15 protein-coding genes are annotated in these 12218 nt (G+C 42.3%); 3 read left to right on the top strand and 12 right to left on the bottom strand.

The window, feature by feature from the left end; translation table 11 throughout:
- The 6 genes from dnaX to L1068_RS15730 form a co-directional block, all read right to left on the bottom strand.
- Positions 1-1538: DNA polymerase III subunit gamma/tau (dnaX, locus tag L1068_RS15750; protein WP_237131012.1), on the bottom strand; the 1538-nt coding region annotated here is incomplete at its 3' end.
- A complete protein-coding gene (gene apt, locus L1068_RS15745) occupies positions 1539-2090 on the bottom strand; it encodes an adenine phosphoribosyltransferase (RefSeq protein WP_010559764.1) in 552 nt (183 codons plus the stop codon). It lies immediately after the preceding gene.
- Positions 2091-2263: 173 nt separating this feature from the next.
- Positions 2264-2392 (bottom strand): hypothetical protein, encoded by a 129-nt coding sequence (locus tag L1068_RS22085; protein WP_021033034.1) that lies wholly within the window; start codon positions 2390-2392, stop codon positions 2264-2266.
- A 67-nt stretch (positions 2393-2459) separates the two neighbouring features.
- The gene (locus L1068_RS15740; protein ID WP_237131011.1) at positions 2460-3194 is read right to left on the bottom strand and encodes a putative DNA-binding domain-containing protein; all 735 of its coding nucleotides are present in this window, start codon (positions 3192-3194) and stop codon (positions 2460-2462) included.
- Positions 3194-4009 carry a DUF692 domain-containing protein gene (locus tag L1068_RS15735; RefSeq protein WP_040641942.1) on the bottom strand — a complete coding sequence of 272 codons (816 nt, stop codon included), beginning with the start codon at positions 4007-4009 and terminating at the stop codon, positions 3194-3196. Before L1068_RS15735 ends, L1068_RS15740 begins: the two co-directional genes overlap by 1 nt.
- A gap of 110 nt (positions 4010-4119) precedes the next feature.
- Positions 4120-4608, bottom strand: a complete 489-nt coding sequence (locus L1068_RS15730) for a hypothetical protein (protein WP_237131010.1) — start codon at positions 4606-4608, stop codon at positions 4120-4122.
- A gap of 224 nt (positions 4609-4832) precedes the next feature.
- Here L1068_RS15730 and L1068_RS15725 point away from each other — a divergent pair, with 224 nt between their 5' ends.
- On the top strand, positions 4833-5798 hold the full coding sequence (locus L1068_RS15725) for a tRNA-dihydrouridine synthase (RefSeq protein ID WP_237131009.1): 966 nt from the start codon (positions 4833-4835) through the stop codon (positions 5796-5798).
- A gap of 82 nt (positions 5799-5880) precedes the next feature.
- Positions 5881-6210, top strand: coding sequence for a TraR/DksA C4-type zinc finger protein (locus tag L1068_RS15720; protein WP_237131008.1), 330 nt, complete (start codon positions 5881-5883; stop codon positions 6208-6210).
- Positions 6211-6213: 3 nt separating this feature from the next.
- Here L1068_RS15720 and L1068_RS15715 read toward each other — a convergent pair whose 3' ends face one another.
- Positions 6214-7194, bottom strand: a complete 981-nt coding sequence (locus L1068_RS15715; RefSeq protein ID WP_237131007.1) for a DUF885 domain-containing protein — start codon at positions 7192-7194, stop codon at positions 6214-6216.
- A 42-nt stretch (positions 7195-7236) separates the two neighbouring features.
- Between L1068_RS15715 and L1068_RS15710 the strand changes: the two genes are divergently transcribed.
- Positions 7237-7743: a diguanylate cyclase gene (locus L1068_RS15710; protein ID WP_237131006.1), complete on the top strand. Its 507-nt coding sequence runs from the start codon at positions 7237-7239 to the stop codon at positions 7741-7743.
- A gap of 255 nt (positions 7744-7998) precedes the next feature.
- On the opposite strand, the gene L1068_RS15705 is transcribed toward L1068_RS15710, so the two are convergent.
- The 5 genes from L1068_RS15705 to L1068_RS15685 are packed head-to-tail and all read right to left on the bottom strand — an operon-like array spanning position 7999 to position 12215.
- Positions 7999-9282, bottom strand: coding sequence for a hypothetical protein (locus L1068_RS15705; RefSeq protein WP_237131005.1), 1284 nt, complete (start codon positions 9280-9282; stop codon positions 7999-8001).
- A gap of 8 nt (positions 9283-9290) precedes the next feature.
- Complete coding sequence (locus tag L1068_RS15700) at positions 9291-9908, bottom strand: energy transducer TonB (protein WP_237131004.1); 618 nt, start codon at positions 9906-9908, stop codon at positions 9291-9293.
- Positions 9908-10312, bottom strand: a complete 405-nt coding sequence (locus tag L1068_RS15695; protein WP_237131003.1) for a biopolymer transporter ExbD — start codon at positions 10310-10312, stop codon at positions 9908-9910. Before L1068_RS15695 ends, L1068_RS15700 begins: the two co-directional genes overlap by 1 nt.
- Before the next feature lie 14 nt (positions 10313-10326).
- Complete coding sequence (locus L1068_RS15690) at positions 10327-10851, bottom strand: MotA/TolQ/ExbB proton channel family protein (RefSeq protein ID WP_010559752.1); 525 nt, start codon at positions 10849-10851, stop codon at positions 10327-10329.
- A complete protein-coding gene (locus L1068_RS15685; protein ID WP_054979839.1) occupies positions 10851-12215 on the bottom strand; it encodes a MotA/TolQ/ExbB proton channel family protein in 1365 nt (454 codons plus the stop codon). The genes L1068_RS15690 and L1068_RS15685 overlap by 1 nt, the downstream gene beginning before the upstream one ends.
- Positions 12216-12218: the final 3 nt, after the last annotated feature.

Genomic DNA, 12218 nt, shown 5'->3' with positions numbered 1-12218 from the left:
TGCTGTTGCTGTTGCTGTTGCTGTTGCTGTTGCTGTTGCTGTTGCTGTTGCTGTTGCTGTTGCTCAAACATTTCAGGCGCTGGCGATTGTGATGTCAACTGCTCAGCTTGCGCAAGTACGTCACCAAGCTGCTGATTAACTTGCTGTTCCATCTGTTCTTGAGATGGTTGTTCTTGAGATGGTTGCTCTTGCGAATGTTGCTCCTGAGATTGCGCTGGTGCTATTTGCTGTTGCGGCGCGGGCGCTTCTGTTGCAGGAGCAAGCGGTGCTGGTTTTTCAACTACAGGTTGAACAGGCTCAGGTTGTGACTGCGTTACCTGTTTATTATCGAGTGCTTCTTTTTGTTTTTTTAATTGTTCTTTAAGAGAAACACGTGCGCTTGGTGTTGCTTGTTGAGCTTGTGGCTGTGTTTGCGCAGCTTGGTTTTGCTGCGCCGGTGCTTGTGCCTGCATTTGAGCCGGTTCAAACGCCAGTAACTTTAACATCACCATTTCAAAGCCAAGTTGCTCTGTTGGCGCAAGCATTAAATCTTTTTTACCGTTTAACAGTAGCTGATAGTAAACCTGAATTTCACGGGTATCTGCTTCATTTGCCAGTTCACTAATAAAATCGGCATATTGGTCGCTCAGCTGCGCAGCACTTGGCACCAACTTAGACACGAGTGTTAAATGACACAGTTTGATTAAGTCATCGAGTACCGCACCATAATTGCCATTCTGTAAGCCCAATTTTGCGCTTAGCTCTAATAAGCTATCACCATCGCTGGCCATCGCCGCAATCAATAAACTTTGTGCCCAAGTAATATCCATTAAACCAAGCATTTGTTTGGTTGCTTGGTGGCTAATATTACCATTGGTTTGAGCGATGGCTTGGTCAGTTAAACTCAGTGCATCGCGCATACTGCCTTTGGCACTTTGTGCCAGTTGCTTAAGCGCTTCTGGTTCAAAACCCAGTTGCTCTTGCTGCAAAATATGCGTTAGTTGTGTTTCAATTTCATTTTCCGACAATGCAGCCAAATTAAATTGCAAACAACGCGACAAAATAGTGACGGGTAATTTTTGCGGATCGGTCGTAGCTAGTAAAAACTTAACGTGCTCTGGTGGCTCTTCTAGTGTTTTTAACAATGCATTAAAGCTGTGTTTAGAGAGCATGTGCACTTCATCGATAAGGTACACTTTATAACGGCCACGAGTGGGCGCGTATTGCACGTTATCGAGAATTTCGCGCGTATCTTCGACTTTGGTGCGCGACGCTGCATCGATTTCAATTAGGTCGATAAAACGGCCCTGCTCGATATCAACACAGGCATTACAGCTGCCACAAGGCTGACTTGTAATGCCTGATTCGCAGTTTAAGCTTTTTGCAAAAATTCTGGCAATAGTGGTTTTACCTACACCACGTGTACCGGTAAATAAGTAAGCATGGTGCAAACGGTTTTGATCAAGCGCGTTTACTAATGCTTGTTTAACGTGTTGCTGCCCAACTAACTGATGAAAGTTTTGTGGACGCCACTTTCTTGCCAGAACTTGATAGCTCATTTACTCGCCTTCAAACTCAACTAATTTAAGTATGTTTAAACCTAGGCCGTCTAGGCGCGCTTCACCGCCAAGTTCTGGCAATGAAATAACAAAAGCTGCGTCAGTTGCGTTACCACCGAGTTTTTCAACCAGTTTAACGGTTGCTTCAATAGTGCCGCCAGTTGCTAATAAGTCGTCTACTAGCAATACTTTATCGCCCGCTTTAATTGCATCTTTATGAATTTCAAGGGTATCTTCACCGTATTCAAGCTGATACGACTGCGATACCGTTTCGCGTGGCAATTTGCCCGGCTTACGCACAGGGACAAATGGAATGCCTAATTCAAGCGCAAGCGGTGCACCAAAAATAAAGCCGCGAGATTCAGTACCAATAATTACATCAAATTCTTGGTTTTTGTATTTTTCTACCAGTGCTTTTTGCACGGTTTGGAACGCTTTAGGCTCAGCTAATAAGCTAGTAATATCGCGGAACATAATGCCTGGTTTTGGATAATCTGGCACAGTCGCAATGCTATTTTTTACTAGTTCTAGGTCTGAAACTGACAAAGTCATGGTTTTCCCCAATATTTTAATTACAGGTCATTATACAAAGTTTGAAACAAAAAACCTCCGCTTAGCATAATTAATCGAGCCCTTTCGATTATCTATTGCACAACAGGGTATTGCAGAAACAACAAAGGCCGATAAATCGGCCTAAAATCACAAAATATGTGGAAGGTATGGTATTAAGCGCTTAGTAGCGTCGCCCAACCTAGAATTGCATTTAAACAACCAATGCCTGCAAATACAACTAGGAAACCAATAAAGTATTTTGCATTGAACGGGTCTTTAAAATCACCTTTGTGCGCCATCATTACCTCTACATCTTAAGCACGAAAAAACGCCGCATATAATAGTAGAAGTTGATCTAGATCAAAAGTGTTATTTTGTGACCAGTACCGCTTTTTGCGCTAAATCGTTAAGTGTCGTGATTAAACCCGTTTCTAATGTTGCTGGATCTAACTGGGGCAACATTTGCTGCATTGTATCGCGTACCGCACTAAATTTAATGCTTGGCGTTGACTCTATTAACTGTACTAAGTGCGCGGTTATCGCATTAATGGCGACAAACTGAATATCATCATCACCGTCGCGATAAATAACCAAATGATTACCTTCTTCAAGCGTTGATAGCTCCGAATTATCGCTTGATGCGAATTGCACGGGGTAAGCATAACTTACGCGCCACGCAAGCGATGAAAAATAAAGTGGTTGCGTTTGAATATCGGAAACAGCCCTTTCATTTGGATCTTGATCTGCGATTGAAAGCGCTAATTCAACCCACTCGTAGTGCGCAAGTTCCAGCATGTATTCTGGGTCGGCCGCTGTACGCGTATATTCATTTGATATAAACGCCAAAAACTCTTCAGAAATTTGCAAAAAGTAAGGTGATTTACAATCATGTTGGCTAAAAAACTTACGCACTAAAACCAGCCAATCATCTTCGCTATAAAGCGACTGTAATACTGGAAACGCAGAACTGACAAAGCCTTCAACATTGTTAAAGAAAAGCTCTCGGTAAATTGCTAAGCGACGATCTTCAATATCAGGAAACACGTTATTTTCAGGATCGCGAATATGCTGCATAAAGGCATTTTGGGTAGCTTGAAAACTCATTAAGCTGTTTCTCGCTTAATATTCTCTGCCTGAATTGCGGCAATGGTATCAACTTCACCTAATAATTCGGGCATCGCTGGAATATTAAAATCTCGTTCAAGTAAGGTTGGGAATACGCCATGAATTTGATATGCCTCGCGTAACAATTGCCAAACAGGATCTATTACATCTGCGCCATGGGTATCAACAATTAAATCATCCGCTTCATTATAATGCCCGGCGATATGTCCGTAGCTAATGCGTTTGGTAGGAAGCCCTTTTAAAAACTCGCTGGCACTGTAACCATGATTAACGGCGTTAACATAAATATTATTTACATCGAGTAATAACTCGCAGTTGGCCTCTTCTAAAACCAAGTTAGTGAAATCTAACTCAGACATTTGCTGCCCTGGCGCTGCGTAATACGATACGTTTTCCATCGCGATAGGCATTTCAAGAATATCTTGCACTGTGCGAATGCGCTCTGCGACATAACGGGCTGCTTCTTCACTAAATGGAATTGGCATCAGGTCGTACATATGCCCTGTACCCGAGCAATAACTTAAGTGTTCGCTGTAGGCTTTAATATTATGTTGTTTGAAGAACACTTTAAGATCTTTAACAAAATCAATATCAAGTGGTTCAGGTGAACCGATTGAAAGGGATAACCCATGGCACACAAAATTATGTTGTTCAGTTAATTGCTTAAACTTTTTGCCTAATGCGCCACCTAAGATTAACCAGTTTTCAGGCGCGACTTCTAAAAAATCGATTTGCTTTGGGTAGTCTTCGATTAATGGGTCAAGCATTTCACGTCGTAGACCAAGCCCTACCATTCCAAAATTGTGTTTATTCACCGCCCCTCCAAACATATTTATTCTTTAATTAACTAAAAGGCCAGCTAAGCTGGCCTTTTGACTAGTTAGCCTGAAATAGGGTTAACTAATTACTTGTGACCACCGCATTTGCCTTCGCCACACTTGCCTTCTTTTTTAGCTTTTTTGTCGCCGCCACATTTGCCTTCGCCGCACTTGCCTTCTTTTTTAGCTTTTTTGTCGCCGCCGCATTTACCTTCGCCGCACTTGCCTTCTTTTTTAGCTTTGTGGTCGCCGCCGCATTTGCCTTCGCCACACTTGCCTTCTTTTTTGGCTTTTTTGTCGCCGCCGCATTTACCTTCGCCACACTTGCCTTCTTTTTTAGCTTTTTTGTCGCCGCCGCATTTACCTTCGCCACACTTGCCTTCTTTTTTGGCTTTTTTGTCCCCGCCGCATTTACCTTCACCACATTTGCCTTCACCAGCGTCAAGCATATAGCCAGATTGCATTGCGGTAACTTGGAAAGGGTTAGCGTTTGCCGCTGTAGAAACTAGGCTTGATGCACCAATTACTGCTGCACCTACTGTTAAAGCTACTGAATTTTTATTAAGTGTTTTCATAGTTGTCTCGTTTTACGTTTACTTGATTGTTTAAAATGACCTGGCTTTTAAAAATATTCTTTCAAACAAATTTAAATTTTTTGATCAATTCGTTTTGTAAATCTCATTATGGTACAGCTAACCCATTGAGCAATATCAGTTTAGCCTTGTAATAAAAAAAATAATAGTGTTTAGCTCATAAGCTCGTTAAAATCGCCGCCGAGATAGCTATTACACGGGTTACAATGAAACTAATTTTGGCACCGATGGAAGGTGTTGTTGACTTCCATATGCGACAACTACTCACCGATATTGGTGGGTTTGACCTGTGTGTTACTGAGTTTATCCGTGTAGTTGATGCATTATTACCTGCTCGTGTATTTCATCGATACTGCCCTGAGTTAAACAATCAGGGAAAAACCCAATCTGGCACCCCTGTGCGCATTCAATTACTGGGACAACACGCAAATGTGCTTGCAGAAAATGCACAGCGTGCAGTTGAGCTTGGTTCTCACGGTGTTGACTTAAATTTTGGCTGTCCTGCAAAAACCGTTAATAAAAGTAAAGGCGGCGCAGTATTACTCAAAGAACCCGAACAAATTTATCAGATTGTAAAAGCTGTGCGAGATGCGGTGCCTGTGGATGATGAGGTATCAGCTAAGGTTCGCCTTGGTTTTGATGACTGCTCTCAAAGCCAAGAAATTTTTGATGCTGTTTGCAGTGCCGGCGCCTCAAGCATCGCGATTCATGCTAGAACAAAACGTGACGGCTATCGCCCTCCTGCGTATTGGGAAAAAATAAAACCACTCAAAACCACCTCTGATATAAATGTGGTTGCCAACGGTGAGGTGTGGAATTTTGAACATTACATGTTGTGCCAACAACGCAGCGGCTGTGATGATGTGATGCTAGGTCGTGGTGCGTTAGCAAAGCCCGATCTGGCAGCTGAAATTGTCAGCAAGCGCAATGGTGAACATTACACGGCACTATCGTGGCAGCAAATACTGCACCATATAATTGACTCATCAATGCATTGTGATGGCGGTAACAGTGAACGTTACTTCGCCAGTCGTACAAAACAATGGCTTGGCTATTTAAAACTGCAATACAGCGAAGCAAACCTCTTTTTTGAAGAAATAAAACGACTTAAATCGAGTCAAGAAGTGCTCGATAAAATTTTACAGGCGAGTAACAAAGTTACTACTTGTTGATTCATATCATATCGCGCGTTTATCAAGTCCCTATAATTCAATATTGCACCCTTAGGTGCTAGGAATAAAAAGGGGAATGAGAATGACCGTGTCACTTGAGTTATTCAAACGTAGGCTTGAAGTAGAATTGGAAGCGTTACGCAAAGAGGTAATTGAACATTATGGACAAGTTCAGCCCGCAATTGTTAATGACTTACATGCTATTAACTATAGCGATTGGCCAGATTTTCTGGAACAGCACTTTCTATTAAATCATGAACCTAAACTGAGTCGTTTAATTCAGTTGGAGGCGGCAATTGCACAATTTGAAATTGGCCAATATGGCTATTGTGCAGACTGTGAAGAGCCTATTGAATTAGAGTTACTCGATAACGACCCAGCAGCACAACGCTGTAAAGCATGTTCCCATTAGGCGTTAGCCTAATGGGATATTTACCATCGCAAGCGCTGGCTCTTGTAATATTTTTGCTAGTACACGATTAGCGCGTTCTTCATCAATCTCTAACTGCTTGGTTAGCACTGTAAGTGCATGCTCACTACTCCATGCCTGCGCATGAATACCGAAATCAACTTCTGCAATTACCGCTTGTTCTTTACCAAACGGAACGGCTGTAAATTCCGCGCGGCGATCACTGTATTTGGTACGCCAATCTAAGCCTGAGGTATTAGCGCATTTTTGAGTTGTAAAGCAAACAACAAACTGCGGTTCATCGCTGGCACTTTGCTTTATAGTTAACAAGCGATTTAATACATCCGCCGGCTTTTGCGCTGCATTGGTAAAGTAGTTTAAACGTGCTTGATACCAATCTTTACCATTAGGTAAGGCCCCAACGCCTGGGCTTCTGCGTGGTGAGTAATCTTTTAAATATCTCTCAAATTCAGCCAATGCGACTTTTGCTGCTAGGAATGTGTCTAGTTGTTGTTCCGCGTTAGCGATTTGGCGTAACAGCGCGGTTAGCTCAAAGCGACTGAGGCGAACTTTGTCTTGATAGGCGTTGCTCATTTTTTGCTGACTAAAGGCAATAAAGTCCGCGAGGTCGGCATCTTCAACATGAGACGCGCTCTGTAAGTAGTTTAATACCGGATTAGCATTATACGGCCAAGGAAAGAAACGTTCGGTAAAGCGCTGCTCTATCGCCAACAACTGGGCTTCTTGGCTTGGTTTTTCGGATGCTCGCAATAATTGTTTAAATAGACTATCTCTTAGCGTTAAATAACGGTCGCTCATAGGCCACAAAACGTCGTTAGGTTCGCTCTGTGACGGGTAAAGCAAAGTATTAAGCTGCTTTAAAGACGTTACTAACTGCGCCTCTGAACGGCTGTTTGAGGCGTCATCACAACCAAATAATAAAAAAGCGAAACAAATTGGTAGTAATAATTGCGTAAATTTAATCAATTTAATCTAACCTTAAAAGAGATGGTAATCTGGAGAGCGCTTATGATTTTTTCTTTTCAAAACGCCTCATTTCGCGATACGGAAACTGGATTATACAACCAAGCATACTTTATGGAAATTTTTAACCGCGAATGGCATAGGTTAATACGTGATAACGATAGTTTGTCTATTCTATTATTTAATCCACACATCAGAACCACTTCTGAGACTGAAAAAGCAAGACTAATTCAAGTCGGTAATATTCTGACCGAGCAAACACTGCGCAGCACCGATATTACGTGTCGCTTTAACGAGCATTGCTTTGCGATGGGGTTATTTGGGCTTGATACTGAAGGTACTAAAGTGATTGTTTCCCGCATTCAAAACGCGCTATTAGAGCAAGAGAAGTTGGGCTTATTGCACTGCAACTTAAGCATTGGTGCTGTAAACGTAAAGCCAGAGCTTACTATTGAACCTGGTGCTATTTTTGAAAAGACAATTACCGCTCTTCATTATGCAGAGCAAAGTGGTGTTAATGCGTATCAACTAGAAACATATACCATTCACTAGCATTTAAAACGGCGTTTTGAGAGTAACACCATCGCTACTTTGTAGTGATTAGATTTAGCGCTGTTTGCCGTGTCGTAACGAATAAGTGTTATATCGATGTCGATATTCGACAAAAATTAATGCGGCTGGTGTTTTTATCTGGCGAATATGTGAATTAATCCGATTGCGCGATTCAACATTTAATTGCCGAAAATAAACGATAAATTTTAGGCATTAAAAAAGCCCCAATTGGGGCTTTTTGTGCGCGTTCAGCTATTAAATTTTAACGCCCTTACGGATCGCTTTGTCTTTAATATACTGAGACCAGCTCTTAGCAAATTTTTTCGTTTGCGGATAATCTACCGCTTTACGAACATTTTGATAAGCCAGTTTATACTTTTCTTGCTGAAGGTATGCTTCTGCAAGGTCTAAGTGGATCTGACCTTTCTTCTTATTGCCAAGCTCAAGTGCTTTGCTAAGGTTTTTAACCGCTAGTGCATAATCTTCGCTCGTTACGAACATTGAACCTGCTTTACGATATAACTCAGAGTCATTATCGAAATCAGCTGCTTCAATGTAGAACTTCGCTGCTTTATTATAATGCTTAGCATTATGGAAATATGCACCTAGTGTAGAAACCGTAGATTTGTCTTTCTTAACTTTCTTTGCTTTTACCGCTTTTTCAAGTGTAACACCTGCTTGGTAAGGCATTTCGTTAAGTGAATACAAACTTGCAAGGAATTTAAAATGGTTAGCTGTTTCTAACGCATTGTTACGCTCTGCTACTTTCGCAGCTGCAAGACCTTTTTTGTAGTCTTCAACTGTCATGTAGAAAGAAGCTAAACGAGTCCAAAGTTTGTACTCTTTCGGCCAAATCTTAATTTGCTCTTCACTTGTTTTAACCGCGTTATTGAACTGCTTAAGCTCTACATAAGCACCAACTTTTAAGTCGTAAGCACTTTTAATAGGCTCTTTTTTAGATAGCTCAATTGCACGATCTGCTGGACCAAGAATATTCTTATACTCTTTTGTTTCGTAGTAAATAGATGCAATAGCTAGGTAAACTTTTGCATCTTCTTCACCCGTAAAGTCCATCCAAGCGTAGTAAGAATCACGAGCATCTTTATACTGTTTTTCTTGACGCTGTAAGTCTGCAATAAGCTTCATTACAGTTGCTTGGTCTTTAAAGTTAAGAACATCTGGCTTAGCTGCCGCTTTAGCAAGACGAATTGCCTCGTCAAACTTCTCAAGCTGGTAGCTCATTTGCGCCATGTAGTAGTTAACTTGTGCTCTATCAAACTCGTCTGAAGGATCAATTTCCTTCATCATTTGAAGCGCACCAGCTACATCGCCCTCGATTCCTTTTTCCTGGTCGCCGTTGTATACATCGAATGCTCTAACAACTTTTTTACCAGTACGTTCACCCATAACTTTGGTTTTGCGTTTCTTGCGTTCTTCAATCTTAGCAGGATCAGCTTTAGCCAAAGTTGGTGCAGAATAAACTGCACCACCAAGCGACATTAATAAGGCTAGCGCTGTTACTTTAGATAAAGTTTTCATACTACCCCCTAGTTACCTTGGTCAAGTTTGAAATCAAGTTGAACTTCGATGCCTGCTTGACGTTGTGGTTTACCATCAACAATCTTAGGCTTGTATTTCCATTTACGTAGAGCACGTTTTGCTTCACGGTCGAAAATACGTCTTGGTTCAGCGTTAATAACTTTAATATCAGTTACACCACCTACTTCATCGATTGTAAAGCGAAGTTGTACCCAACCTTCTTTACCATCACGCGCAGCTTGTGGCGGATATTTAGGCTCAATTCGAACGATTGGTGTAGCATCACCATCTCGGCCAAATGCGCCTGGGCCATCTAGACCACCTGCCGTACCACCAACGTCAATTGATGGCATATTAAACTGTAATCCTGAGTTGTTATTACTCGAATTATCAGGTTGTGGCGGCTGCGGTTTGGGCGGCTGCTTAGGTGGCGGCGGAGGCGGAGGCGGTACACGCTTCCTCTCCTGCACCTTTGATTCAGGCGGATTCGTCATAATTTCGACTACAATCTGCTCTTGGTCATTGGCGGCGCGTTTGTCGCCGCCAGAAATCAAGAACGCCATGAAATAAAATAAGCCGAAAGTAACTGCCCCACCTGCAATCAGTGAAAACAGAAAACGAATCATTACTTTTCTCCAGCGATTGAAATCTTCAGGTAGTCACCAGTAGCCTTGATCTGGTCCATAACTTTCATAACCACACCGTGCTTCGCTTCTTTATCCGCTTGGATAATCACGACTTCAGTAGGTTGTTCAGCTAATAGACGCTCGATGTTCGCAGATACACGTTCTACATCTACTTGGCGCTTATCCATCCAAACTTCACCGTTACCACGAATTGCAATAAAAATATTTGCATTTTTCTTCTTGGTAGCTTGTGCTGCTTTTGGTTTGTTAACTTCAATACCGGCTTCTTTAACGAATGACGTTGTTACGATAAAGAAGATAAGCATGATGAAAACGATGTCGAGCATCGGTGTCATATCTACCGCTGCTTCATCTTCTTCACGAATACGTTTATTACGTGCCATATTCAAATCTCTCTCTAGTGATGCGGCAAGCTATCGATAAGTTTATTCTTAGCCATCTTCGCTTTCGCTTCTAGACGTGTGCTAAAGAATACACCTGATAGTGCTGCAACCATTCCAGCCATTGTTGGGATCGTCGCCATTGAAATACCTGATGCCATTAAGCGTGCGTTACCAGTACCTTGAGTAGCCATGGTTTCGAAAACCGCGATCATACCCGTTACAGTACCTAATAAGCCGATAAGTGGACATACAGCTACTAATGTTTTGATCAACAACATACGCTCATCTAATTTCTCAGACGCTTCAGAAATCCATGCTTCACGGATTCTGTGTGCATACCAAGACGTAGTGTCCTGGCGGGCGTCCCAGTTAGCGATGATTCCCTTTTTCATTTTAGGAAACACGCTGGTCAGGAACCAATAGCGCTCAATCATTAATACCCACATAAGAAAGAGTGCTATTGCGACCACATATAGTACCTGGCCGCCTGTAGCCACAAAATCCCTGACAGATTCCCAGATCTCCATCAGGACTAGCATTAGGCTTTCTCCTTCTCCGCGTGAGCAGCAATAATACCAGCGCTTTGCTCATCTAGGATGTGTAGTACAGACTTAGAACGGCTTGCAACGATAGCGTGAACTAGGATTAGCGGTAGTGCCGCAATTAGACCTAGAGCAGTAGTTACTAGTGCCATTGAGATTGAACCAGCCATGATCTTCGGATCACCTGTACCGAATAACGTGATTTGCTGGAATGTTTCGATCATACCTACAACAGTACCTAATAGACCCATTAGAGGTGCGATAGCTGCGAAGATCTTGATGATGTTAACACCAGCTTCGATGCGTGGCGTTTCACGTAGAATCGCTTCATCAAGCTTAAGCTCAAGGTTTTCAACATCTTCTGACTTGTTGTCTTGGTAAACTTTAAGAATACGACCAAGCGGGTTGTTTTCGTTTGGTGTGTTAAGATTCTTAAGCTGTGAACGGATCTTACCAGTAGTTAGTGTAAGGTCAGCAAGACGAATAATCGCGATGATGAAACCAATAACTAGTAGTACTGCGATTAGGTAACCAACTGTACCACCTTGGTGGAAACGCTCTTCGTGAGTCGCTTTCTGCGTGTTTAGACGTAGAATTGAACCACGAGTGATATCTGTATAGAAACCAGTGTAAGAACCAGCTGGAGTAGCACGTAGCGCTTCAGCAGAAGACAATACGTAACCATCAGGCTGACGGCCTAGCGGCTGGATTTGCTTAGTTTCTGGGTGGTAAATTAAGTAACCTTGATCAGAGATAAGGTTGAAGTTACCAATACGTGTAACTTTAGCGTTAACTTCTGAACCGTCTAACTGAGCAACTGTAGTTTCGAAAGATGATACTTTCGCAGACTCAGTCATTTCAGTTTGAAGACCAATCCAAAGCTCTTCTAGTTCGCGAGTAGTTGGTAGTTCTTTAGCAGCAGCTAGAGAACGAAGCACTTCTTCACGTCCTGGCTTTTCAGCAGAAACAAGTGATGCTTCAATTGAACCGATTGTTTCAGATGCAGCACGACGTACAACACCGAACATTTCACCAAGCGTACCTTTAGCAGTTTCTAATTCTGCTTCTTTAGACGCTAGTGTCGCTTCGTTTTGTGCATATTGCTTCTTAAGACGATCACCGCGAGCTTCTTCAGCCGCTAGTTCACGTTGAGCTTTCTTTAATAACGCTTGCTTGTCAGCACGAGCTGATAAAAACTCTTGCTCACGTTGCTTGTTAATTTTGCCAGACGAGATACGGTCTTGCTTAACTTGCTCAAGAATTTTATCTAGAGCAGCTGTATCTGCGTGTGCATTTAGCGCGCCACCTGCAGAAACAGAAAGAACAGTAGCAACTGCTAAACCTTTAAATAGTTTCTTCATCGT

The organism is Pseudoalteromonas sp. MMG024 (genome assembly GCF_021654175.1).
Lineage (GTDB): Bacteria > Pseudomonadota > Gammaproteobacteria > Enterobacterales > Alteromonadaceae > Pseudoalteromonas.
The sequence above is the reverse complement of the archived record's forward strand: the minus strand, read 5'-3'. Positions and strand labels throughout refer to the sequence as shown.